This window comes from Streptomyces sp. NPDC059452 (assembly GCF_042750035.1).
Classification (GTDB): Bacteria; Actinomycetota; Actinomycetes; order Streptomycetales; family Streptomycetaceae; genus Streptomyces.
In genome coordinates this window covers 19,022-45,226 of sequence record NZ_JBHYVE010000028.1, presented here as the reverse complement: position 1 = coordinate 45,226, position 26,205 = coordinate 19,022, and the positions used below count along the sequence as shown (strand labels likewise).

Genomic DNA, 26,205 nt, shown 5'->3' with positions numbered 1-26,205 from the left:
CGCGTGAGCCCGGTTCGCGTATGGTCACGCTCACCTACTCCCGGCCGACCGTGGTGCATCCGTGATCCGATTCGACAACGTCTCCAAGACCTACCCGAAGCAGACCCGACCGGCTCTGCGCGATGTCTCGCTGGACATCGAGAAGGGTGAGTTCGTCTTCCTGGTGGGCTCCTCCGGCTCCGGCAAGTCGACCTTCATGCGGCTGATCCTGCGCGAGGAGCGCGCCAGCACGGGCATGGTCCATGTGCTCGGCAAGGACCTCGCGCGGCTGTCCAACTGGAAGGTGCCGCAGATGCGCCGCCAGCTGGGGACGGTCTTCCAGGACTTCCGCCTGCTGCCCAACAAGACCGTCGCGCAGAACGTGGCCTTCGCCCAGGAGGTCATCGGCAAGCCGCGCGGCGAGATCCGCAAGGCCGTGCCCCAGGTGCTCGACCTCGTCGGCCTCGGCGGCAAGGAGGAGCGCATGCCCGGTGAGCTCTCCGGTGGTGAGCAGCAGCGTGTGGCGATCGCCCGGGCCTTCGTCAACCGTCCGATGCTGCTGATCGCGGACGAGCCGACCGGCAACCTCGACCCGCAGACCTCCGTCGGCATCATGAAGCTGCTGGACCGGATCAACCGGACCGGCACCACCGTGATCATGGCGACCCACGACCAGAACATCGTCGACCAGATGCGCAAGCGCGTCATCGAGCTCGAACAGGGCCGTCTCGTACGCGACCAGGCGCGCGGCGTCTACGGCTACCAGCACTGATCGAGGGGCCCTCGGGCCCCTCGCGCATTTCGAGCATCGAGTACTGAAAGGACGCCATGCGCGCCCAGTTCGTCCTGTCGGAGATCGGCGTCGGTCTCCGTCGCAACCTCACGATGACCTTCGCCGTCGTGGTCTCCGTCGCCCTCTCGCTCGCCCTGTTCGGGGGCGCGCTGCTGATGCGCGAACAGGTCAGCACGATGAAGGACTACTGGTACGACAAGGTCAACGTCTCGATCTTCCTCTGCAACAAGAACGACGCCAAGGACATGCCCAAGTGTGCCAAGGGCGCTGTCACCGCCGAGCAGAAGAAGCAGATCAAGGCCGACCTGGAGAAGATGGACGCCGTCCAGAAGCCGGTCCACTTCGAGACGGTCGACGAGGCGTACAAGCACTACCAGGAGCAGTTCGGCGACTCCCCGATGGCGGGCAACATCACGCCCGACCAGATGCAGGAGTCGTTCCGCGTCAAACTGAAGGACCCACAGAAGTACAAGGTCGTCGCGACGGCCTTCGCGGGGCGGGACGGGGTGCAGTCCGTCCAGGACCAGCGGTCCATCCTGGACAACCTCTTCGAGCTGATGAACGGCATGAACGTCGTCGCGATCTACGTGATGATCCTGATGCTGGTCATCGCGTTGATCCTGATCGTCAACACCGTGCGCGTCTCCGCGTTCAGCCGGAGACGTGAAACAGGGATCATGCGCCTGGTGGGGGCCTCCGGCTTCTACATCCAGGCCCCCTTCATCATGGAGGCGGCCGTCGCCGGTCTCATCGGCGGTCTGCTGGCCTGCGCGATGCTGCTCGGCGGCCGGTACTTCCTGATCGACGGCGGTCTCGCCCTCCAGGAGAAGCTGAACCTGATCAACTTCATCGGCTGGGACGCGGTGCTGACGAAGCTGCCGCTGGTGCTCGCGATCGGCCTTCTGATGCCGGCCGTCGCCGCTCTCTTCGCGCTGCGCAAGTATCTGAAGGTTTGAGTGCTCCCCCCGGCAGGAGCCGGGGGGATTCCTGGCTCACGCTGCCCGGCAGCCCGGCGGGCTGTCAGGTCTTCCGCGATCGGCACCAGCCGGGTCCAGACCGGCCCGGACGAGCATCACGCGTGCGGAGTTCTTGTCCCTGGGGGACACGGCTCCGCACGCGGTGCAGGTGTAGGTACGTTCCGACAGCGGAAGTGCGTGCTTGGTTCTCGCTCCGCAGCGTCCGCAGTCCATGGTGGTGTGGGCGGGGTGCACCAGATGCAGCGTGCGCCGGTGCTTGCGCGCCATATTGATCAGTTCGCGCTTGGTGGCCGAGATCGCCGCGTCGGCCGCCTTGCGGACCATTCTCGACCGGGCGAGGAACTTCGGCCTGAAGTCCTCCACCGCGAGCAGGTCGAAGTCCGTCACGACCTTCTTGGCCCACTTACGGGCGGTGTCCTGCCGCTGCCGGGCGATCTTCCTGTGCACCTTCGCGGCGTGCCGCCTGGCGCGCCGGTACCCCTTCGACGCGGCCCGGCCGCGCTGAGGTTTCCGCCGAGCCATCCGTCGTCGGTGCTCGGCCAGCTCTCCGGCAGCCTTCTCTCCGTGCCCGGGATGGGCGAGATCGTGAGCGTCGCTGGTGGTGGTCGCCGTCTCCTTCACGCCCCAGTCGATACCGATGCTCCGGCCCGTCTCCGGCAGCGGCTGGGGCACGGCCCGGACGACGAAGGACGCGTACCAATGGCCGAGGGGGTCACGGTGGATACGGACGCTGGAGGGCCGGTCGGGCAGATCGCGAGACCAGACCACCGTCAGAACGATGCCGCCCGCGAGGTGCAGACGCCCGTCCTTGAGGCGGAAGCCGCGCCGGGTATAACTCAGCGTCGGGGCCGACAGATCCTTCTTCTTGAACTTGGGCATCCCCGCACGCCGCTTGACGGGTAACCGGGCCTTGATGTCCTTGAGGCCCTTGGTGCGGGCCCCGGCGAAATCGCGGATGATCTGCTGCTGCGGCACGCATGCGCCCCGGCGCAGCCACTCCTGCCCGGCGCGCCAACCGGTCAGCAACCTGCCCAACCGAGCAGGGCCACACACGTCTCCGGCCTTGTGTGCCGCGCGGGATTCCGCGACGCACTGGTTCCACACCCAACGGCACCTGTCCCATTCGGACATCAGCGCGGTGAGGGAGGTGGACGACACGCGGAGTCGGTACGTGTACCGGGCATACCCGGCATCCTCGACCTTCGCTGGTGTCGTCATGATGCGAAGGTAGTGCCGGTATGTCGCCAAGCGCGGACGAATTCCCATATTCGTCTGATCGCAGGTTCGGCGCGGTCCATGGTGACGTACGCCTCCTGGGGCGCACGGTCGATCACCCGTGCGCCCCAGGAGGCTTGTCCTAGACTCGGCGCCATGTCGGGTTGTTCGCACCGCTTCCGGCCCCGCGGCCTCTGCCGCGGGGCGGCCCTGACATTGGTCTTCGGGTGTGTCCTCGCCACGGGCGCGGCGACCGGTTCGCTGCCGCAGGACCCCGACCCCGTACCCGAACTCCCGGCGCGTGCCGTCGCCTCGACCCTCGCCCCGGTCGACCGCGAGGAGATCGAGGACGCGGCGGCGCGGGCCGCGGCCGATGGGAAGTCTGTGAAGGAGGCGGCCGGGGAGGTCGTCAGCCGGAGCGGGGACCGCTGGGGGGCGGTCTACGACGAGCGGGAGTACGAGGAGTTCGAGCAGTCCCTCGACGGTTCGTACCTGGGCGTCGGCCTCTCCGCCCGCCGCACCGAGGGCGGCGGCGTCGCCGTCTCCCGGGTCCAGCCCGGGGGCCCCGCCGACCGGGCCGGTATCCGCGAGGGCGACCTGCTCCGCACGCTCGACGGCCGCCGGGTGGACCGGAAGCCCGTCCCCGAGATCGTCGCCTTACTCCGCGGTGACGGTACGGGGGCCGGGGAAGGCTCCCGCGTCGTCCTCGGTCTCGTACGGGAGGGAAAACCCTCCACGCAGACGCTGGAACGGGCCCGGCTGACCCCCGAAGCGGTGACCGTGAGCCGCCTGGGCACCGGCCCCTCCTCGGCCCTCCTCATCAAGGTGGCCGCGTTCACCAAGGGAACGGGCGAAGAAGTACGGGACGTGGTCCGCGAGGCCCCCCGGAACGCCGGGATACTCCTGGACCTCCGTGCCAACTCCGGAGGCCTGGTCACCGAGGCCGTCACCGCCGCCTCCGCCTTCCTGGACGGCGGCCTGGTCGCCACGTACGACGTACGCGGCGAGGAACAGGCCCTCTACGCCGACCCCGGCGGCGACACCGAGCGGCCCGTGGTGGTCCTGGTGGACGGCGGCACGATGAGCGCGGCCGAGCTGCTGACCGGCGCCCTCCAGGACCGGGGCCGCGCGGTCACCGTCGGCTCGCGCACCTTCGGCAAGGGCTCCGTGCAGATGCCCAGCGAGCTCCCGGGCGGTTCGGTGGCCGAGCTGACCGTGGGCCACTACCGCACCCCGGCAGGCCGCAGCGTCGAGGGCACGGGCATCACGCCCGACCTGGTGGCGGACGAGCGGGCCCAGCAGCGGGCCGAGACGGTATTGAGTGGCCTCGGGGGTGGGTCGTAGTGCGAAAATGACCGCACTATGGCTAAGGAAAAAGACACCGGGCGCAAGATGATCGCGCAGAACAAGAAGGCGCGGCACGACTACACCATCCTCGACACCTACGAGTGCGGCCTCGTGCTCATGGGCACCGAGGTGAAGTCCCTGCGCATGGGCCGGGCCTCCCTGGTCGACGGGTTCGTCCAGATCGACGACCACGAGGCGTGGCTGCACAACATCCACGTACCCGAGTACGTCCAGGGCACCTGGACCAACCACGCGGCCAAGCGCAAGCGCAAGCTGCTCCTGCACCGGGCCGAGATCGACAAGCTGGAGTCCAAGTCCCAGGAGACCGGCCACACCATCGTGCCGCTCGCCCTGTACTTCAAGGACGGCCGGGTGAAGGTCGAGATCGCGCTCGCGAAGGGCAAGAAGGAGTACGACAAGCGGCAGACGCTCCGCGAGAAGCAGGACACGAGGGAGACGAACCGCGCCATCGCGGCGGCCCGCAGGCGGCAGCGCAGCGCCTGATCAGGGCCTGAGGAACCCCTGCGGGGGAATACGCTGGCATCGTCCGCCGTTGGTCACGTACGATGGGCCGTGCACCTCACCGAAGGCGCACGTTTTGAAAAATACACATGGGGATGATCGGTTTCGACAGCGGATGTCGAAGCAGGGGAAGCGAGTCGAGGAAGCGGCAATGATCTCGTAAACCATATGTCGCAAACAATAATCGCCAATTCCAAGCGCGATTCCTCCGCCTTCGCCCTTGCTGCCTAATTAGCAGCTAGCGAAGACTCTGCGGAGTGTCAGCCCGGGGGTGATCCCGACCCGGATCCTGGCATCAACTAGGGATCTAAACTTCTCGGCCCGGCCACGGGGCCGAGAAGGAAATCAAACAGTGGCTGAGCCTGTCGGAGGCTTGTTCGCGTGACCTCCGGGGCCGAGAAAAGCGTAGCGAACTGCACTCGGAGAAGCCCTGGTTCCGCACCGTTGGACGCGGGTTCGATTCCCGCCATCTCCACAATTCCCATGTAGGCCGTTGCCCCGTGAGTTCGCTCGCGGGGCAACGGCTTTTTTTCATGCCCTCTGCCTTCAGGCATTCACCACTCACGCCATTCGTCGGCCTCCATGACGAGCGACGGGTGCCCGGCGACATGGGCCAGCTCTTCGAGTACGAGACCGATGTCCTCGCGCTCCTCGGTCTCGATGACCCAGCCCGCGGCCTGGTCGGCGATGTTGAACCACTGCACCAGCGACTTCAGTACCTTGCGCACGGCGGGCTTCCGGGGCTTCGGTCCCAGGTCCCGCAGCTCACGGCAGGCCTTGTGCACCCGCCGTACCGCCGCCCGCCGGAACGCGGCCGGGGGAAACGGCGGCGACGGCGTCCACCGCTCGAACGGCGTCTCCGCGAGCAGCTGTTCCCAGGTGAGCCCCGCCAACCGCGCCGCGTACCGCGCCCTTTCCGCCTCCGCCGCGCGCCGCCGCCGCTCCTCGACCGCCTCCTGCTCCCGCAGCAGCGCCTCCCGGTCGTGCGCCCACCGCCACTCGCCCTCCACGTCACTGTCGGCCAGGGCGAGCGTGGAGAACGACGTGCCGACGCTCCGGGGGGAGACGTAGGGGGCGGCCAGCTTCGTCTGCTCGGCGGTGAGCGGGACGGTCCCCAGCGCGGTGAGGTCACTCAGCCCGGTCGTGTCCTCCACCCCGCACGCGAACACCGCCGGCCTCCCCGTGTGCGCGAACCGCCGACGCCGCAGCACCCGGTGTTCCCGTACCTCCTCCAGCGTCGGCATCCGGTCCCACACCCCGTCGAACACGGCCACGACGATCACTTCCGGCGCCCGCGCGACCACCGCGAGAGCGCCGAAACGCCCTGTCTCGGCCGGGGAGTCGGGGTGGAGCGGCGACGTACGGAACGCGAACACCGCGCCGGGTTCGATGTCGATCGGGCTCTTCGGGCTTCTCTGCGCTGCGGCCATTGGGTCACCCTAAGGGCCGCCTATGACACCGCCTGTGACACCGCCCATGACAAGGGCCGGACCCCACGGACTGCGCTCCGTGCGGCCCGGCCCGGTCGGGGGCGGGATGCCGTCAGCTCCCGTACGCGTCGCCCTTCACACCGTCGGTGAAGGCGGCCCACTGGGCGGCGCCGAAGTGGAGGCGGGGGCCGTGCTGGTTCTTGCTGTCGCGGACTGCTCGGCCGCCGTCGGAGAGGGGGGCCACCTCCACGCAGTCGCCCAGTTGGCCACTGCCGGTGGCTTTGATGAAGGGACCGGCGACGGTGGGGGTGCTGGGCAAGGTGACTCCCTCGGTCTGCTCGCGAGTAGGTCAGACAGCAGTCTTCACGCTGTCGGTGAAAGCCGTCCACTGGGCGGGGCCGAAGTGGAGGCGGGGGCCGTGCTGGTTCTTGCTGTCGCGGACTGCTCGGCCGCCGTCGGAGAGGGGGGCCACCTCCACGCAGTTGCCCTGCTGACCGCTTGCGGTGGCCTTGACGAACGGGCCGACGACGGTGGGGGTGGCGCTGGTCATGATGGGTTCCTCTTGTCTCGTTCTCGGCGCATCAGATCCATGATGTCGGTGATGCGCGTCAGTGAATCTGCCGGGCTCAACGCGCTGGCCCGGAGGTTGTTGAACGCGTCGGAGAACGCGCCGAGCTGTCCGGTCTGGTCCATGAACAGCGTCCCGGTCAGGTTCTCCACGCACGCGATGCTGGGGTCCGTGGGGAAATCGAAGAGTACGAACGAACTCTGTGCACCCGCGTGCGCGCCCGCCTCGAACGGCAGCACCTGCAACGTGATGTTGCTCCGCTCCGTGAGGCGGACCAGGTGGTTGAGCTGGTCCAGCATCACCGCATAGCCGCCGACCACCTGGCGCAGCGCGCCCTCCGTCACGATCGCCCAGATCTTCGGGGGCTGTTCGCGGTCCAGGATCGACTGGCGCTCCATCCGCACCGTGATCAGCGAGTCCGCGTGGCCGGGCGGCAGCACCGCCGGACCCGCCGTGATGATGTGGCGCGTGTAGTCCGGCGTCTGCATCAATCCCGGCACGATCATGCCCTCGAACGTCCTGATGCCGACCGCCGAGCCCTCCAACCCGATGAAGTCGCTGTACTCGCGCGGCAGCGCGTCCTCGTAAGCGATCCACCAGCCACGGGACTTGGCGTCCTTCGCCGCCTCCACGAACGCGGTGATCTGCTTCTCGTCGGTGACGTTGTAGAGCGCGAGCAGGGCCTTCAAGTCGGTGCGGGAGACGCGGACGTCGCCGCTCTCTATCCGGCTCATCTTCGACTGGGAGAAGCCGAGTTCGGTGCCGACCGCCTCGGCCGTCAGGTTGGCCTTGCGGCGCAGTTGCCGCAGGTCCGAACCGAGTCGGCGGCTCCTGATCGTCTGGCCCATCACGCTCCTCGAATGTGTCGGTGCTCAGTCTGCCCGCTGCTCCGGGGGGAGCGCTAGCAAGTAGATATGCATACATGCGAAAGGGTACTTGCAGATCGGGAGTATGCGGCGCTACGGTGTCCCTGTCGGTCACGGAACGTCATTCCATGATGGCGAAGCGTGGCAACGCCCGTGGTGCGAGCTGGGAACTCGCCTGCCCGCACCACATGCCGAGAGGTGAACTCTGGTGTCCAGCGAAGAGCCGACCTTTACCTTTCCCGTCGCCGAGGGGTCCGTCCGGGCGGCTAGAAAGTCTGTACGCGGGGTGATGGCGGGCTGGGGGTTCGCGGGCGAGCTCACGGAGACCGCCGAGCTTCTCGTCAGCGAACTCGTCACCAACGCCGTCCTGCACGCCACGGGCAGCCCCTCCTGTCGCGTGACCTGTGCGCGTTCCGCAACTGCTTTCACCGTGACCGTCGTTGACCAGGGCGGCGGGATGCCGGCCGTCCGGTGCGGGGACCTGAACGCCACCTCGGGGCGGGGGCTGCTCCTGGTGGAGAGCCTTGCCGACGACTGGGGCGTACGGGTGCTGCCGCAGGGCAAGGCCACGTACTTCGTCCTCTCCGTACCGCCGCCCCCGGACGGCGCCCCCTCGGGCGGAGGCCCCCGCGCTCTGGAGGAGCCACGTGGCAGACAGGCCCAGACCGGCGACGGGGACCACCCCGGGGCTCCGCGTCCCGCTGGTCCCGGGGGAGCCGGCCGCGTACGTCCTGCTCTTCGGCCCGCACGGGGAGCGGCGCGAGGCGCTCACCACCGCACAGCTCATGTCACTCGTCGTGGACGCCGGAGAGCTGGGGTTCGTGCTCTCGGCGCCCCCGCGCGATACGTGACGGGTCAAGTCCCCGTGTCCGTAACCCTCTTACCGTCGAAAGGCTGATCCCCATGTACCACCACCACCCCGCCCAGGCCGCCGCGCTCGTGGAAGGCAACCTCGCCGCCAAGGACCTCGCCGAGGCGCTCTCACAGGCCGGTTTCTCCCTGCCCTCCCTCTACGGAGACTTCCCCACCATCACCGACGGGGCCCTCGTCCACCTCGGCGGCGCCTCCGCCGAGGTCGTCCGCGACCTGGCCGCCTGGATTCGCGAACGGGTCTGAGGCGCCGCACCCTGTCGGCCCGTTAACCGGTCGCGCCCCGCGGGCCGGGCCACTACCTTTCCCCTCCGGGTGCCCGGGTCTGCCGGGCGCCGAAGGCGAGGGCGAGGGGAAGCCGGGCATGGGAACCGCAGGCGTACGGACGGATCGGCTGGGGCTGTTGCTGGCGCAGTTCGACCAGGCCCGGGAGACGGCCCAGGTGCGGCTGACCGGGCTCAGTGACGCGGAGTACCTGTGGGAGCCCGTGGACGGGTGCTGGTCGGTCCGGCCCAGGGAGGAGGCGGTCACGCCTCGCGCGTACGGGCCGGGGGCCTGGGTGATCGACAAGGGGGCGCCGGAGATCCCGGCCGGTGAGTACGCCGAGGTCGCCCGGCAGGCCGCCGGGGGCATGTCCGTCGCGAAGATCGCCGAGGACTGGAGCGTGAGCGTCGAGCGGGTCGAGGAGGTCCTCGCCCATAGCGGAGAGCCGGAACCCGACGTCGTACCCGTCACCACCATCGCCTGGCGCCTCGGTCATCTGCACTCCGGGTTCGCGGGCCAGTGGGAGTGGTCCTTCGGGGAGCGGAGGCGGGAGCCGAGGCTGATGGTCGACTTCAGCCCCTCCGCCGATCTGGCGCTGGAGCGGTTCTGGGCGGCGCTCGACCGCTGGCGCGAGAGCATCGGGGCCGTCACCGAGGAGCAGCTCGACACCGTCGGCTTCTCGCAGTATCCGTACGGCTCCGATCCCGACGACCCGTTCGTCAGCGTGCTCTTCGGGGCCAACCTCGAACTCATCCATCACATGGCTGAGATCGCGGTTCTTCGTGATCTGTGGCGGGCTCGTTTCTAGCCCTCCGGGGGCCTTACTGCTTTCGGTTCCAGCTCGCCCACAGGCGCGCGTACGGGCCGTCCGCCGTCAGCAGAGCCGTGTGGGTGCCGGACTCGACCATGCGGCCCGCGTCCATGACGACGACCCGGTCCGCGCGGGCCGCCTGGCCGAGGCGGTGGGCGATGACGATGCCCGTACGTCCGGTGAGCGCGGCCGTCGCCGCGTGCTCCAGCAGGTCCGCGTCCTCCGTTCCGGCCTCCGCCGTCGCCTCGTCCAGCAGCGCCACCGCCGGGGCCGCGAGAGTGAGCCGCAACAGGGCGAGGTGCTGGGCCTGGGCGGCCGTGAGGGGGTGGCCGCCCGCGCCGACGTGCGTGTCCAGGCCCTCGGGGAGCGCGTCGAGCCAGGCCGTCGCGTTCAGGTGGTCGGCCGCCGCGCGGATCGCGGCGTCCGTGGCCCCGGGCGCGAACAGGCGGAGATCCTCCGCGACCGTGCCGTCGAAGACATGGACCTCCTGGCTCACCAGGACGGCCCGGCGGCGGAGTTCGGCCGTCGGGAGGCGGTCGAGCGGGGTGCCGTCCAGCAGGACCCGGCCCGTGTCGGGGGTCAGGAGCCCGGCCGCGATCTTGGCGAGTGTCGTCTTGCCCGCGCCGCTCGCCCCGACGACCGCGACCGTCTCGCCCGGTTCCACGGTGAGCGTCACCCCGTCGAGCGTGCGGCGGCGGCCGGGGGCGTAGCCGTACGAGATGTTCTCCAGGGTCAGCCGCCCGGCCGGGGGACATGTCCTGCGTGGTTCCTCCCCGGCGCTCGTGTCCGGTGCGGGGAGTGCGAGCACCCCCACCAGGCGCGCCAAACCCGCCCCCGCGTTCTGGAGTTCGTCCACGTTGGAGAGCAGCACGCCTATGGGGCCGAACAGTTGGTGGAAGTAGAGCGCCGCCGCCGTGGCCGCGCCCAGCGTCACCGCGCCCGCGCCCACCAGGTGGTAGCCCACGGCGAGGACGGCGGCCAGGCCGATGAACTCCGCGAGGTTCAGGAGCCCGTAGAACGTGGTGCGCAGCCGTACCGCCCGCAGTTCGTGGCCGATCGCGTGCTCGGAGGTGGCGGCGATCGCGGCCCGGTGCCGGGGCTGGGCGCGCAGGGCCGTGACGGTGTCCGCCCCCGTCAGGGTCTCGATGAGCTGCTGGCCGCGTGCCGCCTCCGCTTGGCGCGCGGACCGGTAGACCGGGCCCGATCGGGCCAGGAAGCGGCGCAGCGCCACGTACTGCACCGGGGTCGCCACCAGCACCGCGAGCGCGAAGCGGGGGTCGATGACGCCGATGCCGACCAGTGTCAGCGCGATCGTGAACAGCGCGGTCACGAAGGCCGGAAGCACCCGCCCGATGACCGTGTTGACCGCCTCGGCATCCCCGGCGACCCGGGACACCAGGTCCCCGCTGCCCGCCCTCTCCAGTACGGCGGAGGGCTGGGCCACCGCCGTGGCGAAGACCTCCTCGCGCAGGCCTGCCAGCGTGTGCTGCGCGGTACGGGCCAGCAGCAACTGGCCCCACCAGCCGAGCCCGACGCCCGCCGCCGTCGCCGCGACGATCCCTGCGGCGGGAGCGAGGAGCGCGGACCAGGGGCGGCCCCCGGCCACCGCGTCGACCATCGTGCCGAGCAGGGCCGGTACGGCGAGGGCCGAGGCCGTTGCGGCGAGCAGGACCAGGACCGTCGCGGTGAGCCGCACGCGGTGGCGGGCGAGCAGGCGGAGGGTCGTGCGGGCGGTCTCGCGGGGTGTGGCAATGGGGAGTTGGGACACCATGCGCTCCGTGCCGCTGCCGCTGGTCGTCTTCATCGGGCGGTCTCCACGGCCACCGGCTCCCGCGTCAGGTCGTACACCCGGTCGCAGGCGCTCAGCAGAGTTGGGCTGGTGGTGATCAGGACGATCGCCCGGTCCGCGTGTCCGCGCAGTGCCCGTGCGATCCGGTCCTCCGTCACCGTGTCCACCGAGGTCGTCGGTTCGTGCAGCACCAGCACGGGTTGTGGCTGGTGCAACGCCCGTGCCAGCAGCAGCCGTTGGCGCTGGCCGCCGGAGAGGAAGCGGCCCCCCTCGCCCACCTGCGAGCCGAGCCCGTCGGGGAGGTGGGTCAGTACGTCGTCCAGGCCGGACGCGGCGATCGCCGTCGCGCACGGAGTGCTCTCCGTGACCAGGTTCTCGGCGACCGTGCCGGTGAAGACGGCCGCACTGTGCGGGGGTGCGTGGACCGTTCGGCGTACGTCGTCGGGGGAGAGGCCTGCCGCGTCCCGGCTCGGGAGGGGGCCGGGCCACTTGCTGTTATCGGCGTGTGTGCCGGTCATGGGCACGGTCATGGGCACGGGCACGCCCACCGTGTACTGCCCCGGCTCCGGTGCCCGGCGGCAGGCGGCCAGGGCCGACAGTTCCTCGGCCGTCGCGCCGGTAGCCCGGACCCCGATCAGCTCGCCCGCCCGTGCGGTGATCGTCACCGTGCCGTGGCGCAGGGCGAACAGCGGTGTCGGTTCGCTCACTTGGTGCCCCGGAGGGGTCTCCCGTACCGCGTACGGCTCCGCCAGCAGCTCCGCCAGCCGATGTGCCGAGCCCCGCTTCGCGGCCACGGAGGCGCCGAAGAAGCCCAGCGTCTCCATCGGGCCCGCCACCACCTGTGCCAGCCCCACCGCCGTGACGAACTCGCCCACGGTGAGGCGCCCTTCGAGCGCGTGCCAGGCCGCCAGCAGGGCGATCCCGGCGAGGAACGCCCCGGAGGCCGCCGAGTTGAGCGCCGTCAGACCGGCCAGCGAACGGACCCGGCGCAGCGCCGCCCGCATCGAGCTCCGGCTCGCCTCCCGGTAGCGCAGCGCCGCCGTCCCCTCCGCGCCGAACCCCTTGAGCACCCGGAACCCGGCCGTGAAGTCCGTCGCCAGGGCCCCCGCGCGGGCGGCCTCCCGCTGTTCGGCGTAGACCCGGCTCTCCAGCGGACCGCTCAGCAGCTGCAGGGCGGCCAACTGGACGGCCGTGGCGGCGAGTACGACGGTGGCGAGCTGCCACGAGATGAGGAAGAGCGAGAGCGACGCGGTGAGCAGCCCGGCCAGCGCCGCACCCTGTTCGGCGATCAGCCAGGAGACACCGGAGACGTTGGAGGCGTCCGAGGTGGCGACCGTGAGCACCTCGCCGGGCGGCCGGCGTCCGGCCGCGCCCCGGGGGTGCAGGACCCGGTCCGCCGTCAGCAGGCGCAGATCGTGCTCCCCGTACACGTACACCCCGGTCGTCAGGCGCGAGCCCGTCCGCCAGCAGAGGATCAGCGCGCCGAACAGGGCGCCCAGCGCGGCCAGCAGGCCCAGCAGCGCCCCCGGGTCGTTCCGGCCGATCGCGCGGTCGATGACCACCCCGAGCAGCACCGGCACCAGGGCCTCCGCCACCTGGTGCCCCGCGAACCCGGCCCCGGCCACCGCCAGCCGTCGGCCGCGCCCCGATCCGAAGGAGGTCCGGCGCACGAGGGCGTCGGCGGACGGGGAGGGGCATCCTCTTCGCGCTGTACGGCTGTGAGCGCTGGGGGGAGGGGCGGGGGCGAGGGGAGTGATCACCGTTCCACGCTAGGAAGCGGAACCCGGTGGCCACAAGAAGGTATCGTGACAGGCTATGCCGGTAAAGCGACACACAGAAACACCGCAGAGCTCCGCCGTACGCCTCTGGGGCGCCCCCACCCTGGAGCGCGACGAGTGGACCGCGTCCGTGGAGACCGACGGGCCCAAGGTCGAGCCGCGCTGGCTGCTGACCACCGGGACCTTCCCCACGCCCGAGCCGACCGAGTGGGCCGAGACCGCGCACCAGGAGCACGAACTGCTCTGGTCCACCACCGGCAACGTCACCGTGGAGGCCGCCGGGCATCTGTGGCTGGTGCCGCCCAGCCTCGGGATCTGGCTGCCCGCCGGGATGCCGCACCGGGTCCGGGCGAGCGCGGGCGCCGTCACGTACGCCACGTTCCTCAGCCCGGAGCTGGTCACCGTCGCATGGTCCACCGTCGTGGGCATCCCGATGAGCAGGCTCCTGCGCGAGCTGCTGCTGCACAACCAGAGCGAGGAGATGGGCACCGACGAGCGGCTGCGCCTCCAGCGGGTGGGGGTGGACCTCATCCGGCCGGTCCGGGCGGCCTCGCTGGACATTCCGCTTCCCAAGACGCCGGAGCTGCTGACCATCGCGGAGCGGATCATCGCCGACCCGGCCGACGACCGGACGACGGAGGAGTGGGCGCGGATGATCGGGCTCAGCGGACGGACGCTGATGCGCTGGTTCCAGCGGGACACCGGGGTGAGCCTGACGCAGTGGCGCATTCTCGTCCGTGTCCGGTCGGCGCTGATCGACATCGCGGCGGGCAAGCCGGTCGTGGCCGTCTCGCGGCGGCTCGGCTATGCCAACCCCAGTACGTTCATCGATCTCTTCCGGCAGGTCACCGGCCATACGCCCGCCGCCTACTTCCGTTCGGTGAATGGAGTGCCCGAGGCCACCCTCTGAAGCGGTGCGTGTCGTGAAACCGGGACAACGTGTCGCCATACCCTCATGGGAACTGCGGTAACTTCCTTAGGTAAGCCTGCCCTAACCGGTTCGTTTCGGCCATTCCTCGGCCGTCGGACAGGGGTCCCCGAAGGAGTCCGATGACTGCCCGCCGCCCTTCCGCTTTCCTGTCGTCCCGCAGGCGTCTGCTCGCCGTCGCGGCGGTGAGCCTGGCCGCCGTCCTGGGGGTCAGCTCCTGCTCCGCGAGCGGCGGCGGAGCCGGAGGAGGCGGGGAAGGCGGCGGCCCGGCGGGCAAGGGCTCCGCCACCCGTACGGTCACCGACATCGCGGGCAGGGTCGAGGTCCCCGCCGAGCCGAAGCGGATCGTCTCCGTCGACTTCTACTCGCCCGCGACCCTGGTCGACCTCGGGGTGAAGCCGGTCGGCGTCGTCGAAGGGTTCGACAGCGACGACCCGGACCTGCGGCCCAAGCGGTACCACGACGCGCTCAAGGACACCGCCACCGTGGGGACGTACTACGAGCTCAACACCGAGGCCGTCGCCCAGCAGAACCCCGACATGATCTTCGCCGAGACCCGGTTCCTCCGTAAGGGCGAGCTGAAGCGGCTCCAGGGCATCGCCCCCGTCGTCCAGCTCGACGCGGCGGGCATCGGCGCCTGGAAGGAGCGGACCCTGATGATCGGGGCCGCCGTCGGCAAGTCCGAGGAGATCGAGAAGCAGTCGGCCGTCTTCGAAAAGCGGGCCGACGAGCTGAAGAAGAAGTACGCGGACGTCCTGGAGAAGAACAGGATCGCGGTCTTCGCCTACGGCCAGGACCAGACGACCTGGGGCACCTACCCCGCCGGGCACTTCTACGTGCCGGTGTGGGACGCGGTGGGCGCGAAGTTCCGGCCCTTCACCGAAGGCGAGCACAAGGGGGTCGAGGGCTCGGTCAGCGAGTGGCTCTCGCTGGAGCAGATCGGCAAGCTCGACAACGCCGACATCCTCGTCTACGCCTACGGGGCAGGGGACTTCGTCGACAAGACGCTCGCCAAGAACACCGTCTGGAAGAACCTCCCGGCCGTGAAGAACGGCATGGTCTTCCGCAACATCCCCGCCTCCGTCGTCTCCTCCTTCGAGTGGGGCACCGAGAGCCTGGACGCGCTGGACGGCGTCCTCGCCGAGATCAGTGAGAAGGCCAAGGCATGACCGGCTCCGCATGCGTCGTCGCCGAGGTCGTCCGGGCGGTGCCCCTCTCGCCCGGCATGGTCCGCCTCACCCTGCACAGCGAGAGCCTGGGCGGCTACCCCTCGACCCGGGTGGGCGATGAGTACGTACGTGTCCACTTCCCGCCGGAGGACGGCGAGTTGGTCATCCCCGACGTCGACGAGGACGGCGACTGGCACTACCCGGACGGGTACTACCCGCACATCCAGCCCTACACCCTGCGCCGGTTCGACCCCGAAACCGCCGAGGCCGACATCGACTTCGTGCTCCACGGGCACGGCCGGGCCGGGAGCTGGGCGGCGCGGGCCGCCCCCGGCGACCGGCTCCTCTTCGGGCCGCCGCGCTCGCTGTACGAGGCACCCGGCACGACCGCCCGGCAGGTCTTCGTCACCGATGCCACCGGACTCCCGGCCCTCGGGCGGCTGTTGGAACAGCTCGACCCGGCCACGCACGCCGTCGCGGTCGTCGAGATCGCCGATGCCTCCCACCGGATCGAGCTCACCAGCCCCGCCCGCCTGGACGTGCGCTGGGTGGCGGGGCGGGGCAACGGCGTGGGCCCCAGCGCGATCACCGAGATCCTGCGCGGCCTGGACCTCGCCCCCGGGACCTATGTATGGGTGGCGGGCGAGTCCGGCGAACTGCGCCATGCCCGCCGCTACTTGCGCCACGAACTGAAGCTGCCCGCCGAGTGGTACCAGGTCATCGGCTACTGGCGCCACCGGCAGGAGGAGTGGCTGGAGAAGTACGAGGCCATCGACGCCGGAACCATGGCCGAGCTCAACGGCATCCGGGAACGCACCGAGGACGAGGAGCTGCGCCGGGACCTGTACGAAGCGGGGCTGGAGCGGCTCGGGCTATGACGACCACCCTCTCAGCCGGGGCCGACACCGGAACCGAAGGGGCCGAAGCCGAGGCGCGGGCCGGGGCGGCCGGGCGTCAGGCCCGCCCCGGGCTCGTGCACACCAACTCCGGCCGGGCCCTCGGACTCCTGGTCGCGCTCGCCGTCCTCGTCCTGGCCCTCGCCGCCTCCCTGGCCGTCGGCGCCCGGTCCGTACCCCTGCCGGACGTGTGGCGGGCGCTGACCGCGTACGACGGGTCCGAGCACGCCTTCATCGTCCGCGAACTCCGGCTGCCACGCGCCCTGTTGGGGTTGATGGCCGGGGCGGCGCTCGGCGTCTCCGGGGCGCTCATCCAGGCCCTGACCCGCAACCCGCTCGCCGACCCGGGCATCCTCGGCGTCAACGCGGGCGCCGGGTTCGCCGTCACGGTCGGCGTCGGGTTCCTCGGCCTCTCCTCGATCGGCGCCTACCTGTGGCTCTCGTTCGTGGGAGCCGTCGTCGTCACCGCCCTCGTGTACGTCATCGGCTCGGCCGGGCAGGGCGGCGGCACCCCGATCCGGCTGACGCTGGTCGGGGTCGCGCTCGGCGCCGTACTCGCCGGGGTGTCCTCGGCGATCACGCTGCTGAATCCGGACGCGTTCGCCAAACTCGTCGGCTGGTCGGCCGGTTCGCTCGCCGGGCGGGACTGGCACATCCTCTTCACCGTCCTGCCCTTCATCGGCGCGGGGCTGCTGCTCGCGTTCCTCGCGGCCCGGCCCCTGAACGCGGTCGCCCTCGGCGACGACCTCGCCCAGTCGCTCGGCGCGAACCTCGCCCGCACCCGTCTCCTGGTGATCGTCGCGGTGACCCTGCTCGCCGGGTCCGCGACCGCCGCCGCCGGTCCGATCGGCTTCGTCGGCCTCATGGTCCCGCACGTGGCCCGCTGGTTCATCGGACCCGACCAGCGCTGGATCATCCCGTACACCGCCCTCTGCGCGCCCCTGCTGCTGATCGCCGCCGATGTCATCGGCCGGGTCGTGCTCTCCCCGCAGGAGCTCCAGGCGGGCATCGTCACCGCGTTCGTCGGCGCGCCCGTCCTGATCCTGCTCGTCCGCCGCAAGAAGGTGAGCGGGCTGTGAGGCCGAACCCAACTCCCGTAAGCAGTAAGGCCGTCGACTTCGGGCGGCCCGCCCTCGTCACCCGCACCTCCCGCTGGTCGTTCCGCCTGGACGTGCGGACGGCCGTCAGTTGCGCGGTCCTGCTGCTGCTCACGTCCGCCACCGTGGTCGTGACCCTCGCCTTCGGTACGTACGAGATCCCGCTCGCCGATGTCGTACGGTCCCTGCTCGGCGGGGGAACGGGCGCCACCCGCACGGTCGTCGTGGAGTGGCGGCTGCCCCGGGCCCTGCTCGCGGTGCTCCTCGGCGCGGCCCTCGCCGTCTCCGGGGCCATCTTCCAGTCCATCACCCGCAACCCGCTGGGCTCGCCCGACATCATCGGCTTCTCCTCCGGCTCGTACACCGGGGCGCTCGTCGTGCTGCTGCTGACCGGCGGCGGCTACTACCAGGTGGCCGCCGGATCGCTGGCCGGGGGAGTGCTCACCGCGTTCGTGGTCTTCGTGCTCGCCTACCGCAGGGGGGCCGCCCAGGGGTTCCGGCTGATCATCGTCGGCATCGCCGTCTCCGCCATGCTCGGGGCGTTCAACACCTGGCTGGTGCTCCGGTCGGACATCGAGGACGCCATGCTCTCCGCCGTCTGGGGCGCGGGCTCGCTCAACAGCCTCGGCCACGAACAGCTCCTGCCCGTCCTCGGCCTCCTCGCCCTGCTCATCCCGCTCGCCGTCGCCTGCGGACCGGCCCTGCGCGTACTGGAGTTGGGCGACGACGCCGCCGCCGCGCTCGGTACGCGCACGGAGGCGGTGCGGCTCGTCCTGGTGGTGCTCGGGGTCGCGCTGATCGCCCTGGTCACCGCCGCCGCCGGACCGATCGCCTTCATCGCGCTGGCGGCCCCGCAGATCGCGCGCCGGATCACCCGGGGCTCCTCGGTCGCCCTGCTGCCGTCGGCGGTGACGGGGGCCTTCCTGCTGGTGCTGGCCGATCTGGTGGGGCAGCGGCTGTTCGCCCCCGTCCAGCTGCCCGTCGGCATCGTGACCGTGTCGATCGGCGGCCTGTACTTCATCTGGCTGCTCGTGCGGGAGGCCCGCCGGACGTGAGCCCTTCAACCGATCACCGGAGAGACCTCCCTGTCATGACTCAGCTCCCTGCTCAGCTCCATGAGGCGCCTGTGGCCGATCCCGCCTCCCAAGTGCGCCTGCGCGCCGAGGACATCACCATCGGCTACGACCGCCGGACCATCTCGGAGAACCTCTCCGTGGAGATCCCCGACGGCTCCTTCACCGTGATCGTCGGCCCCAACGCCTGCGGCAAGTCCACGCTCCTGCGCGGGCTTTCGAAGCTGCTGCGCCCCAGCACCGGGCAGGTGATCCTGGACGGGCGGGCCATCACCTCGTACAAGGCGAAGGAAGTCGCCCGCAGGCTGGGCCTGTTGCCGCAGACCTCGCTCGCCCCGGACGGCATCACCGTCGCCGACCTCATCGCGCGCGGCCGCCACCCCCACCAGAAGCTGATCAAGCAGTGGTCGCGGGAGGACGAGGCGGCGGTCGTGCGGGCGATGGCGGAGACGAGCACCACCGCACTCTCCGCCCGCCCGGTCGACGAGCTGTCCGGCGGGCAGCGGCAGCGGGTCTGGGTGGCGATGGTGCTGGCCCAGGAGACCCCGCTCCTGCTGCTCGACGAGCCGACGACGTTCCTGGACATCGCCCACCAGATCGAGCTGCTGGAGCTGTTCCGGCGGCTCAACCGGGAGGGCCGCACGCTCGTCGCCGTCCTCCACGACCTGAACCAGGCCGCCCGCTACGGCACCCACATCATCGCCATGAAGGACGGGGCCGTCGTCGCGGAGGGGCCGCCCGCCGAGCTGATCACCGAGGCCCTGGTGGAGGAGGTCTTCGCGCTGCCCTGCCGGGTCATCGAGGACCCCGTGGCGCACAGCCCGCTCGTCATCCCGCTGGGCTCGGCCGCCGACGGCCGGACGTCCCCGCCGCCGCGATGACCAGGGCGAGGGCCGCCGCGACCGTCGGGGCCGCGTAGCCCGGGACCGTACCCGCGTGCTCCACCAGCCAGCCGCCCGTCGCCGCCCCGGCCGCCACCCCGCCCAGCAGTGCGGTGACCGAGAGCGTCATGCCCTCGTTCAACTGGCCCGGTGGCGTGGCGCGTTGGATCAGCGTCATGCCGGTGACCATGGTGGGCGCCGTCGCCGCGCCCGCGAGCAGGAGGCAGAGCGCGAGGACGGGCAGGGAGGCCGTGGCGGTGGTGGCGAGGAGGGGGAGGGACATCAGCGCCGTCATCCCGGTCAGGCAGAGCAGCAGGCGGCGCCGGACGTTCCGGGCCGGGCGCAGCGAGCCGTAGAGCAGTCCCGCCGCGCAGGAGCCCGCCGCCTGGAGCGCCAGGATCGCGCCCCCGGCATGGGCGATGGAGACGACCTCCAGCGCCCCGAACACCGCCCCCGTGGCCAGGAAGACCGCCAGCAGCGCGGGCATGCCCGGCGTACGGAGCGGGGAGACGGCCGTACGCGTACGGGGGGTCGGCGGCGGTTCCGTCGCGCGCTGGGCGGCGAAGACCAGGACGCCCGTCAGCAGCAGGAAGGCGCCCACCAGCGTGCCCGCCTCCGGGAACAGGCCCGCGCACAGCGTCGCCGCGAGGACCGGGCCCAGCATGAAGCAGAGCTCGTCGGCGGCCTGCTCGAAGGAGTTCGCGGTGTGCAGGGCCGCCGGGTCGCCCCGGTGGAGGTGCGCCCAGCGGGCCCGGGACATCCCGCCGGTGTTGGGGGTGGTCGCGGTGGCGGCGTACGCGGCGAAGAGCGTCCAGGCCGGGGCGTCGTAGCGCACGCAGAGCACCAGCGTCAGGGAGCCGAGCACGGCGAGTACGGTCGCGGGGACGGCGATCCTGGCCTGCCCGTAGCGGTCCACCAGCCGGGCGGTGAAGGGCGCGACGACGGCCGTCGCGGCGAGCCCGGTCGCGGTGACGGCCCCGGCGAGGGCGTACGAGCCCCGGGACCCGGCGATCATGATGACCGCGCTGACGCCGAGCATCCCCATCGGGAGCCGGGCGATCAGGTTGCCCGCGGTGAAGGCCTTGGCGCCGGGGGTGGCGAGGAGGCGGAGGTAGGGGTTGGCCCGTATCTCCTGGGGTGCCGACCGCTCCCGTACGTCCTGGGGCGACGACCGCTTCCGCACGTCCTGGGGCGACGACCACTCCCGTACGTCCTCCGGAACCGTGCGCGGGGCCGCGACCAACTGACCCCCGGCGACGGTGAGCAACGCGGTTGTGGGAGGGGCGGAGGGGTGAGGAGCAGCAGCAGGGGATCTCGGCATGGGGACAGGCTCTCCGTGACCCGCCGCCCCGGTCCAACACCTTCTTCCCCCTCATTCACGCACTGCTGTTGTGAATGCCCCGCCGCGTTGTAGATTCGCCGCGTGCCCACCCCCGACACCGCCCCCCGTCTCCTGCGCGCCTTCCTCGCCGTCGCCGAGGAGCTGCACTTCACCCGGGCCGCCGCCCGCCTCTTCGTCGCCCAGCAGGCGCTGAGCCGGGACATCCGTCGGCTGGAGCGCGAGCTGCGGGTGGAGCTGTTCGTCCGCACCACCCGGCAGGTCTCCCTCACCCCGGACGGCGAGCGGCTGCTCCCGTACGCGCGCCGGGTGCTCGACGCGCACGCCGGACTCGCCGGGGCCTTCAGCGGCGGCCCCGCCCGGCCGCTGCTCGTCGACCTGAACAGTGAGGGCATGACCGCCGCCCGGGTGCTGGAGCGGGCCCGTGAGCTCGCGCCGGAGTGCGAGCTGATGGCGCGGTTCGAGTCGGGGCTGACCTGGGCCGCCTCCGAGATCCTGGCCGGGCGGCTGGATGTCTCCTTCGGCCGGGCCGCCGGGCTCGCCCCCGGGGTGCTCGCCCGGCTCTCCGTACAGCCGGTGCGGTACGAGCCGATGGCCCTGATGCTGCCCGCCGCTCATCCTCTGGCCGGGCGCGAGGTCATCCCCCTGTCCGAGCTGTCCGGGACGACCGTCTACGCGGGGGCGGGCAATGAGCGGACGCGGGAGTGGACGGACCTTGCCGCGCTGTTGTTCGCGGAGTGGGGCATCGAACTGGCCCCGCCCGTGCCTCTCGCCGTGGGTGTGGCCGAATTTCAACGGGTCATGGCAAAGGGAGGCCATCCCGTTCTGGCCGTGGTGGAGTTCCCGCCGCTGCCGGGGACCGTGGTGCGTCCACTGGTCGGTCCTCTTCCGCTTTCGCCGCTGGCGCTGGTCTGGCGCAAGGGGCTCGACCATCCCGGGGTAGATGCCCTGCGTAGGGCTACTGACCAGTTGGTTAAAGAGAATGGGTGGCTCGCGCCGCCGCCCGGGGCATGGCTGCCGGAGGGCGATCTGTCACTGATGCGCAACCGTTCCTGATCAACTCCGTTCAGGGGCACTTGGGCGTCAATGTCGTGCGCTACATTCATCGTCCGGGTGCATGAATGCCAGTTCCCGTTGACGGGTGGGGTCCTGCTCAACAGTAAAGAACCGGTCAATTTTTGGCGCCTGTTCCGTTGAGTGGGGGATGGGCTACACCTGTGGAAAACTGGCGCGAAGGTGCCCGAAGCGGGCACACGCACGAACCCAACGACGTCACGGTCCCGTTGGACGGTCTGGGACGGCAGCTCGCCGAGCTGCCCGGCGAGCCCGCCCCGCCGGACAGCTCCGACAGCTCCGACGGCCCCGTCTTCGTCGACGAGAGCGGCCGCCGCAGCAAGACCTACCGCCGCCTCGGCTGGGTGGTCGCCTCGCTCTGTGCCGCGTACGCCGTGACGCTGGTCTTCGCCGTCCTCGGCGGCAACTCCACCGCCCCCTGGCTGCCGCTCTCCGAGCCGAAGGAAGAGGCGAAGGCGGAGGAGGCCGAGGTGCGGACCGCGCCGAGCGAGACGGCCGACCCGGTCGAGGGCTCCGACGCGACACCGGCCCCCTCGGGCTCCGCCGCACCGCGCCCGACGGCCTCCGGCGGCGCCACCGCATCGCCCGGCACCGTCCTCGTCCCCGCCGGGGCCACCGGCCGCCCCACGGCCTCCGCCTCCCTCGTGCCGTCGGCCGACAGCAGCAGCGGAACCGGCGGCGGCGACGCCACCGGGAAGCCCGCCCCGTCGACCCCGGTCACCAAGCCGTCCGTCCCGCCGACGCAGTCGAGCCCCGAGCCCGAGCCGCCCGGTGAGACCGAGCAGCCCCCCGTGGAACCCTCCGAATCGCCGGTGCAAGAAGAAGGCACTCCGTAAATGACACACCCCGCCCCGCGGGGCAGGCACGACCGGTCGAAGCCGACCGGGGGCCCGCACACCGGACCTCAGGTGCCCCCAGGTCCGCGCACCGCACGCAAGCAGAACGCACGCAAGCAGGACGCACGCAAGCAGAACGCACGCAAGCAGAGCGTGCACCGGCAGAACGCGCGCAAGCGGAACCGGCCGCGCAAGAAGCTCCCCATGCGCTACCTCCTGCCCGTCACGCTGCTGGTCGCCCTGCTCGCCATGCTGATGCTGCGCGGTTACGTGAACAGCGAGATCCTCGCCGACCACCGCGTCCGGCCGCCCGCGCCCACCACCCAGGTGCCGGACGAGGTCCTGACCGGCGGGCCCGTCATCGACGCCCGCGCCGGCGGCGAGGTGAAGACCCTCTCCGTCCCGGACCGCCGGGTCGTCCTCACCTTCGACGACGGGCCCGACCCGGTCTGGACGCCGCGCGTGCTGGACAAGCTGAAGGAGTACGACGCCCACGGCGTCTTCTTCGTCACCGGCACCATGGCCGCCCGCCACCCCGGCCTGGTCCGGCGGATGGTGGACGAGGGCCACGAGATCGGGCTGCACACCTTCAACCACCCCGACCTCTCCTACCAGTCCACCGGCCGCATCGACTGGGAGCTCTCCCAGAACCAGCTGGCCCTCGCGGGCGCCGCCGGGGTGCGCACCTCGCTGTTCCGGCCGCCCTACTCCTCGTACTCCGCCGCCATGGACAACAAGTCGTGGCCGGTCACCCGGTACATCGGCAGCCGCGGCTACCTCACCGTCGTCAACGACACCGACAGCGAGGACTGGAAGCGCCCCGGCGTCGACGCCATTGTCGAGCGCGCCACCCCCAAGGGCGGCAAGGGCGCCATCGTCCTGATGCACGACTCCGGCGGCGACCGCTCGCAGACCGTGGCCGCGCTCGACCGGATGCTCCCGGACCTCCAGGAGAAGGGCTACACCTTCACCCGGCTCACCACCGCGCTCGACGCCCCCAGCGCGCACACCCCGGTCACCGGGTTCGCGCTCTGGAAGGGCAAGGCGTTCGTCTCCGCCGTCAGCGTCTCGGAGAAGGTCACCGGCGTCCTGGTCATCGGCCTCGCCGCCATCGGCGTGCTCGTCCTGGCCCGGTTCGGGCTGATGCTGCTCCTCTCCTTCCTGCACGCCCGGAAGGTCCGCCGCAGGAACTTCACCTGGGGCGAGCCCCTCACCCGTCCGGTCTCCGTCCTCGTGCCCGCGTACAACGAACGCGAGTGCATCGAGGCCACCGTGCGCTCGCTGGCCGTCAGCGAGCACCCGATCGAGATCATCGTCATCGACGACGGCTCCACCGACGGCACCGCCGACCTCGTCGAGGCGATGCGGCTGCCGGGCGTACGGGTGGTGCGACAGCAGAACGCGGGCAAACCGGCCGCCCTCAACAACGGCATCCGGCACGCCCGTTACGACATCGTCGTGATGATGGACGGCGACACCGTCTTTGAACCGGCCACCGTCCGCGAGCTGGTCCAGCCCTTCGCCGACCCCCGGGTCGGAGCCGTCGCGGGCAACGCCAAGGTCGGCAACCGGGACTCGCTGATCGGCGCCTGGCAGCACATCGAGTACGTGATGGGCTTCAACCTGGACCGCCGGATGTACGACGTCCTCGGCTGCATGCCCACCATCCCCGGCGCCGTCGGGGCGTTCCGCCGCGAGGCCCTGGAGCGGGTCGGCGGGATGAGCGAGGACACCCTCGCCGAGGACACCGACGTCACCATGGCCCTGCACCGGGACGGCTGGCGCGTGGTCTACGCGGAGAACGCCCGCGCCTGGACCGAGGCGCCGGAGTCCGTGCAGCAGCTCTGGTCGCAGCGCTACCGGTGGTCGTACGGCACGATGCAGGCCATCTGGAAGCACCGCCGCGCGGTCATCGAGCGCGGGCCCTCGGGCCGCTTCGGACGGGTCGGGCTGCCGTTCGTCTCCCTCTTCATGGTCGTCGCCCCGCTGCTGGCGCCCCTGATCGACGTGTTCCTGCTGTACGGACTCGTCTTCGGCCCGACCGGCAAGACCGTGGCCGCGTGGTTCGGCGTGCTGGTGGTGCAGGCGGTCTGTGCCGCGTACGCGTTCCGGCTGGACAAGGAGCGGATGGTCCACCTGATCTCGCTCCCGCTCCAGCAGATCCTGTACCGGCAGTTGATGTACGTGGTGCTGCTCCAGTCGTGGATCACCGCTCTCACCGGAGGGCGGCTGCGCTGGCAGAAGCTGCGCCGGACCGGGGTCGTGGAGGCGCCCGGCGGGGTATCGGCGCCGCGCCGGGGCAACGAGGGCGCCGAGGCCGCTGCCGGGCGGAGGCCTGTCGGATGACCTCTGCCACTGTGCCGTCGGGGCCGCCGTCGGGGCTGTCTTTCGGGCCGTCTGCCGGGTCGTCTGCCGGGCCGTCTGCCGGGTCGCCTGCTGCCGAGCCGGCCGGGATGCCCGCCCCCGCCGAGAAGCCCGGCCGGGACCGCTATCTCGACCTGCTCCGGGCCGTCGCCCTGCTCCGCGTGGTGATCTACCACGTCTTCGGCTGGGCCTGGCTGACCATCCTCTTCCCCTCCATGGGCGTGATGTTCGCCCTGGCCGGTTCGCTGATGGCCCGCTCGCTGAGCCGCCCCGCGTGGGGTGTCATCCGGGGCCGGGTCCGCCGTCTGCTGCCGCCCATGTGGGCCTTCGCCGTCGTCGTCGTACCGATGATGTTCGTCCTGGGCTGGCAGCCGGTGAAGGAGGAGGGCCTGTGGTGGTTCGCCAAGCTGGCCTGGTACGTCTTCCCGGTCGGCGCGCCCCCGTACCCCTGGATCAGCGGTGACAACGCCGGTCTGCTGGAGGAGACCTGGGCGGTGCAGGCGGCGGGCCCGCTCTGGTACCTCCGCGCCTACCTCTGGTTCGTCCTCGCCTCGCCCCTCCTCCTGCGGGCGTTCCGCAGACTGCCCTGGGTGACCCTGCTCGCCCCGCTCGGCCTGACCGCCGTGATCGGCACCGGCCTGGTGAAGATCCCCGGCGAGACCGGCAACGCGCTCACCGACTTCGCGGTCTTCGGCTCCTGCTGGGTCCTCGGGTTCGCCCACCACGACGGCCTGTTCAAGGAGGTCCCGCGCTATCTCACCGTCTCGCTGGCCGCCATCGTCATGGGCTTCGGGATCTGGTGGGCCTCGGGCCATCTCACCGAGGACGGCTGGGACCTCAACGACATCCCGCTCGCCCAGGCGGCCTGGTCGCTCGGGTTCTGCGTGATCCTGCTCCAGTACGCCCCCTCCTGGCGGGAACTCCCCGGCAGGCTGGCCCGTTTCGACCGGCTGGTCACGCTCGCCAACAACCGGGCCGTGACGATCTACCTCTGGCACAACCTGGTGATCCTGGCGACCATCCCCGTCATCGACCTCCTGTGGAAGATCCCGTTCGTGGACGCCCACCTGGGGTCGACGGTGGAGGCCATGTACACCCTGCTCATGACGCTGGTGGTCTGGCCGCTGATCGGGCTGGTGATCCTCTGCGTGGGCTGGGTGGAGGACGTGGCGGCGAAGCGCAGGCCCAGGCTCTGGCCGAACGGGCGGTCCTAGGGGCGCATCTCACCGGGCCGCCCCCGGCCCGGTGAGAGCAAGGTTGCCCACCGGTCACCTCACGGCACCGCACCGAAACGCGCGCTCCCTAGCGTCGGGGGACAGGACCCCGGCCACGGCGTCGG

The 26,205-nt window shown here is 71.1% G+C and carries 25 protein-coding genes, 1 other RNA gene and 1 pseudogene; 19 read left to right on the top strand and 8 right to left on the bottom strand.

The features are described 5' to 3' along the window. Nucleotides 1-61: 61 nt before the first annotated feature. Both ftsE and ftsX read left to right on the top strand, forming a co-directional pair. On the top strand, nucleotides 62-751 hold the full coding sequence (ftsE, locus tag ACFW9Z_RS29575; RefSeq protein ID WP_018512316.1) for a cell division ATP-binding protein FtsE: 690 nt from the start codon (nucleotides 62-64) through the stop codon (nucleotides 749-751). 56 nt (nucleotides 752-807) lie between these two features. After that, nucleotides 808-1,728 carry a permease-like cell division protein FtsX gene (gene ftsX / locus ACFW9Z_RS29570; protein ID WP_084746664.1) on the top strand — a complete coding sequence of 307 codons (921 nt, stop codon included), beginning with the start codon at nucleotides 808-810 and terminating at the stop codon, nucleotides 1,726-1,728. Between the two features lie 36 nt (nucleotides 1,729-1,764). Here the strand turns inward: ftsX and ACFW9Z_RS29565 are convergent, their stop codons facing one another. Then, entirely contained in the window at nucleotides 1,765-2,967 is a 1,203-nt protein-coding gene (locus tag ACFW9Z_RS29565; protein WP_384645637.1) for an RNA-guided endonuclease InsQ/TnpB family protein, read from the bottom strand. Nucleotides 2,968-3,120: 153 nt separating this feature from the next. Between ACFW9Z_RS29565 and ACFW9Z_RS29560 the strand changes: the two genes are divergently transcribed. The 3 genes from ACFW9Z_RS29560 (at nucleotide 3,121) to ssrA (ending at nucleotide 5,311) form a co-directional block, all read left to right on the top strand. Continuing rightward, on the top strand, nucleotides 3,121-4,308 hold the full coding sequence (locus ACFW9Z_RS29560) for a S41 family peptidase (protein WP_384645636.1): 1,188 nt from the start codon (nucleotides 3,121-3,123) through the stop codon (nucleotides 4,306-4,308). Nucleotides 4,309-4,326: 18 nt separating this feature from the next. Then, entirely contained in the window at nucleotides 4,327-4,815 is a 489-nt protein-coding gene (gene smpB / locus ACFW9Z_RS29555) for an SsrA-binding protein SmpB (RefSeq protein WP_003968790.1), read from the top strand. Between the two features lie 109 nt (nucleotides 4,816-4,924). Further along, nucleotides 4,925-5,311, top strand: a transfer-messenger RNA (tmRNA) gene (gene ssrA / locus ACFW9Z_RS29550). A gap of 76 nt (nucleotides 5,312-5,387) precedes the next feature. Here the strand turns inward: ssrA and ACFW9Z_RS29545 are convergent. From ACFW9Z_RS29545 to ACFW9Z_RS29530, 4 genes are all read right to left on the bottom strand, one after another. Continuing rightward, a complete protein-coding gene (locus ACFW9Z_RS29545; RefSeq protein ID WP_384645635.1) occupies nucleotides 5,388-6,263 on the bottom strand; it encodes a hypothetical protein in 876 nt (291 codons plus the stop codon). Between the two features lie 112 nt (nucleotides 6,264-6,375). After that, nucleotides 6,376-6,582, bottom strand: a complete 207-nt coding sequence (locus tag ACFW9Z_RS29540) for a DUF397 domain-containing protein (protein ID WP_384645634.1) — start codon at nucleotides 6,580-6,582, stop codon at nucleotides 6,376-6,378. A gap of 30 nt (nucleotides 6,583-6,612) precedes the next feature. Next, nucleotides 6,613-6,813 carry a DUF397 domain-containing protein gene (locus ACFW9Z_RS29535; protein WP_384645632.1) on the bottom strand — a complete coding sequence of 67 codons (201 nt, stop codon included), beginning with the start codon at nucleotides 6,811-6,813 and terminating at the stop codon, nucleotides 6,613-6,615. After that, nucleotides 6,810-7,679, bottom strand: coding sequence for a helix-turn-helix domain-containing protein (locus ACFW9Z_RS29530; RefSeq protein WP_384645631.1), 870 nt, complete (start codon nucleotides 7,677-7,679; stop codon nucleotides 6,810-6,812). The genes ACFW9Z_RS29535 and ACFW9Z_RS29530 overlap by 4 nt, the downstream gene beginning before the upstream one ends. 226 nt (nucleotides 7,680-7,905) lie before the next feature. On the opposite strand from ACFW9Z_RS29530, the pseudogene ACFW9Z_RS29525 reads away from it, so the two are divergent. From ACFW9Z_RS29525 to ACFW9Z_RS29510, 4 genes and pseudogenes are all read left to right on the top strand, one after another. Continuing rightward, a pseudogene (locus tag ACFW9Z_RS29525) lies at nucleotides 7,906-8,280 on the top strand (ATP-binding protein); the annotation flags it as partial. A gap of 64 nt (nucleotides 8,281-8,344) precedes the next feature. Beyond that, the gene (locus ACFW9Z_RS29520; protein ID WP_384645629.1) at nucleotides 8,345-8,548 is read left to right on the top strand and encodes a hypothetical protein; all 204 of its coding nucleotides are present in this window, start codon (nucleotides 8,345-8,347) and stop codon (nucleotides 8,546-8,548) included. Nucleotides 8,549-8,600: 52 nt separating this feature from the next. Further along, nucleotides 8,601-8,813 (top strand): hypothetical protein, encoded by a 213-nt coding sequence (locus tag ACFW9Z_RS29515; RefSeq protein WP_384645628.1) that lies wholly within the window; start codon nucleotides 8,601-8,603, stop codon nucleotides 8,811-8,813. Between the two features lie 118 nt (nucleotides 8,814-8,931). Continuing rightward, nucleotides 8,932-9,639 carry a DinB family protein gene (locus ACFW9Z_RS29510; RefSeq protein ID WP_384645627.1) on the top strand — a complete coding sequence of 236 codons (708 nt, stop codon included), beginning with the start codon at nucleotides 8,932-8,934 and terminating at the stop codon, nucleotides 9,637-9,639. A gap of 13 nt (nucleotides 9,640-9,652) precedes the next feature. Here the strand turns inward: ACFW9Z_RS29510 and ACFW9Z_RS29505 are convergent, their stop codons facing one another. Together ACFW9Z_RS29505 and ACFW9Z_RS29500 are read right to left on the bottom strand one after the other, a co-directional pair. Further along, nucleotides 9,653-11,446 (bottom strand): ABC transporter ATP-binding protein, encoded by a 1,794-nt coding sequence (locus ACFW9Z_RS29505; RefSeq protein WP_384645626.1) that lies wholly within the window; start codon nucleotides 11,444-11,446, stop codon nucleotides 9,653-9,655. Further along, nucleotides 11,443-13,101: an ABC transporter transmembrane domain-containing protein gene (locus ACFW9Z_RS29500; RefSeq protein ID WP_384645625.1), complete on the bottom strand. Its 1,659-nt coding sequence runs from the start codon at nucleotides 13,099-13,101 to the stop codon at nucleotides 11,443-11,445. The genes ACFW9Z_RS29505 and ACFW9Z_RS29500 overlap by 4 nt, the downstream gene beginning before the upstream one ends. A 145-nt stretch (nucleotides 13,102-13,246) precedes the next feature. Between ACFW9Z_RS29500 and ACFW9Z_RS29495 the strand changes: the two genes are divergently transcribed. From ACFW9Z_RS29495 to ACFW9Z_RS29470, 6 genes are all read left to right on the top strand, one after another. Next, a complete protein-coding gene (locus ACFW9Z_RS29495; protein WP_384645624.1) occupies nucleotides 13,247-14,119 on the top strand; it encodes an AraC family transcriptional regulator in 873 nt (290 codons plus the stop codon). A 140-nt stretch (nucleotides 14,120-14,259) separates the two neighbouring features. Beyond that, a complete protein-coding gene (locus ACFW9Z_RS29490; protein ID WP_384645623.1) occupies nucleotides 14,260-15,306 on the top strand; it encodes an ABC transporter substrate-binding protein in 1,047 nt (348 codons plus the stop codon). Further along, the gene (locus tag ACFW9Z_RS29485; protein WP_384645622.1) at nucleotides 15,303-16,184 is read left to right on the top strand and encodes a siderophore-interacting protein; all 882 of its coding nucleotides are present in this window, start codon (nucleotides 15,303-15,305) and stop codon (nucleotides 16,182-16,184) included. The genes ACFW9Z_RS29490 and ACFW9Z_RS29485 overlap by 4 nt, the downstream gene beginning before the upstream one ends. Continuing rightward, nucleotides 16,181-17,281 carry a FecCD family ABC transporter permease gene (locus ACFW9Z_RS29480; protein ID WP_384645621.1) on the top strand — a complete coding sequence of 367 codons (1,101 nt, stop codon included), beginning with the start codon at nucleotides 16,181-16,183 and terminating at the stop codon, nucleotides 17,279-17,281. The genes ACFW9Z_RS29485 and ACFW9Z_RS29480 overlap by 4 nt, the downstream gene beginning before the upstream one ends. Beyond that, nucleotides 17,278-18,354 (top strand): FecCD family ABC transporter permease, encoded by a 1,077-nt coding sequence (locus tag ACFW9Z_RS29475; protein WP_384645620.1) that lies wholly within the window; start codon nucleotides 17,278-17,280, stop codon nucleotides 18,352-18,354. The genes ACFW9Z_RS29480 and ACFW9Z_RS29475 overlap by 4 nt, the downstream gene beginning before the upstream one ends. Before the next feature lie 35 nt (nucleotides 18,355-18,389). After that, nucleotides 18,390-19,253, top strand: a complete 864-nt coding sequence (locus ACFW9Z_RS29470; protein WP_384645619.1) for an ABC transporter ATP-binding protein — start codon at nucleotides 18,390-18,392, stop codon at nucleotides 19,251-19,253. Here the strand turns inward: ACFW9Z_RS29470 and ACFW9Z_RS29465 are convergent. Further along, a complete protein-coding gene (locus tag ACFW9Z_RS29465; RefSeq protein WP_384645618.1) occupies nucleotides 19,201-20,574 on the bottom strand; it encodes an MFS transporter in 1,374 nt (457 codons plus the stop codon). The two genes, ACFW9Z_RS29470 and ACFW9Z_RS29465, sit on opposite strands and share 53 nt — an antisense overlap. 102 nt (nucleotides 20,575-20,676) lie before the next feature. Between ACFW9Z_RS29465 and ACFW9Z_RS29460 the strand changes: the two genes are divergently transcribed. From ACFW9Z_RS29460 to ACFW9Z_RS29445, 4 genes are all read left to right on the top strand, one after another. Next, the gene (locus tag ACFW9Z_RS29460) at nucleotides 20,677-21,648 is read left to right on the top strand and encodes a LysR family transcriptional regulator (protein ID WP_384645617.1); all 972 of its coding nucleotides are present in this window, start codon (nucleotides 20,677-20,679) and stop codon (nucleotides 21,646-21,648) included. A 161-nt stretch (nucleotides 21,649-21,809) separates the two neighbouring features. Further along, nucleotides 21,810-22,502: a hypothetical protein gene (locus tag ACFW9Z_RS29455; protein WP_384645616.1), complete on the top strand. Its 693-nt coding sequence runs from the start codon at nucleotides 21,810-21,812 to the stop codon at nucleotides 22,500-22,502. A 204-nt stretch (nucleotides 22,503-22,706) separates the two neighbouring features. Beyond that, nucleotides 22,707-24,848 carry a glycosyltransferase gene (locus ACFW9Z_RS29450; RefSeq protein WP_384645678.1) on the top strand — a complete coding sequence of 714 codons (2,142 nt, stop codon included), beginning with the start codon at nucleotides 22,707-22,709 and terminating at the stop codon, nucleotides 24,846-24,848. Further along, nucleotides 24,845-26,080 (top strand): acyltransferase, encoded by a 1,236-nt coding sequence (locus ACFW9Z_RS29445; protein ID WP_384645615.1) that lies wholly within the window; start codon nucleotides 24,845-24,847, stop codon nucleotides 26,078-26,080. The genes ACFW9Z_RS29450 and ACFW9Z_RS29445 overlap by 4 nt, the downstream gene beginning before the upstream one ends. Nucleotides 26,081-26,205: the final 125 nt, after the last annotated feature.

Bases quoted from the DNA above. Each gene is read 5' to 3' on its own strand.
- ACFW9Z_RS29445 (WP_384645615.1), top strand. From the start codon at position 24,845: ATGACCTCTGCCACTGTGCCGTCGGGGCCGCCGTCGGGGCTGTCTTTC.
- ACFW9Z_RS29470 (WP_384645619.1), top strand. From the start codon at position 18,390: ATGACTCAGCTCCCTGCTCAGCTCCATGAGGCGCCTGTGGCCGATCCC.
- ACFW9Z_RS29485 (WP_384645622.1), top strand. From the start codon at position 15,303: ATGACCGGCTCCGCATGCGTCGTCGCCGAGGTCGTCCGGGCGGTGCCC.
- ACFW9Z_RS29510 (WP_384645627.1), top strand. From the start codon at position 8,932: ATGGGAACCGCAGGCGTACGGACGGATCGGCTGGGGCTGTTGCTGGCG.
- ACFW9Z_RS29480 (WP_384645621.1), top strand. From the start codon at position 16,181: ATGACGACCACCCTCTCAGCCGGGGCCGACACCGGAACCGAAGGGGCC.
- ACFW9Z_RS29465 (WP_384645618.1), bottom strand. From the start codon at position 20,574: ATGCCGAGATCCCCTGCTGCTGCTCCTCACCCCTCCGCCCCTCCCACA.
- ftsX (WP_084746664.1), top strand. From the start codon at position 808: ATGCGCGCCCAGTTCGTCCTGTCGGAGATCGGCGTCGGTCTCCGTCGC.
- smpB (WP_003968790.1), top strand. From the start codon at position 4,327: ATGGCTAAGGAAAAAGACACCGGGCGCAAGATGATCGCGCAGAACAAG.
- ACFW9Z_RS29560 (WP_384645636.1), top strand. From the start codon at position 3,121: ATGTCGGGTTGTTCGCACCGCTTCCGGCCCCGCGGCCTCTGCCGCGGG.
- ACFW9Z_RS29535 (WP_384645632.1), bottom strand. From the start codon at position 6,813: ATGACCAGCGCCACCCCCACCGTCGTCGGCCCGTTCGTCAAGGCCACC.
- ACFW9Z_RS29490 (WP_384645623.1), top strand. From the start codon at position 14,260: ATGACTGCCCGCCGCCCTTCCGCTTTCCTGTCGTCCCGCAGGCGTCTG.
- ACFW9Z_RS29495 (WP_384645624.1), top strand. From the start codon at position 13,247: ATGCCGGTAAAGCGACACACAGAAACACCGCAGAGCTCCGCCGTACGC.
- ACFW9Z_RS29450 (WP_384645678.1), top strand. From the start codon at position 22,707: ATGCGCTACCTCCTGCCCGTCACGCTGCTGGTCGCCCTGCTCGCCATG.
- ACFW9Z_RS29530 (WP_384645631.1), bottom strand. From the start codon at position 7,679: ATGGGCCAGACGATCAGGAGCCGCCGACTCGGTTCGGACCTGCGGCAA.
- ACFW9Z_RS29565 (WP_384645637.1), bottom strand. From the start codon at position 2,967: ATGACGACACCAGCGAAGGTCGAGGATGCCGGGTATGCCCGGTACACG.
- ACFW9Z_RS29515 (WP_384645628.1), top strand. From the start codon at position 8,601: ATGTACCACCACCACCCCGCCCAGGCCGCCGCGCTCGTGGAAGGCAAC.
- ACFW9Z_RS29545 (WP_384645635.1), bottom strand. From the start codon at position 6,263: ATGGCCGCAGCGCAGAGAAGCCCGAAGAGCCCGATCGACATCGAACCC.
- ACFW9Z_RS29505 (WP_384645626.1), bottom strand. From the start codon at position 11,446: ATGAAGACGACCAGCGGCAGCGGCACGGAGCGCATGGTGTCCCAACTC.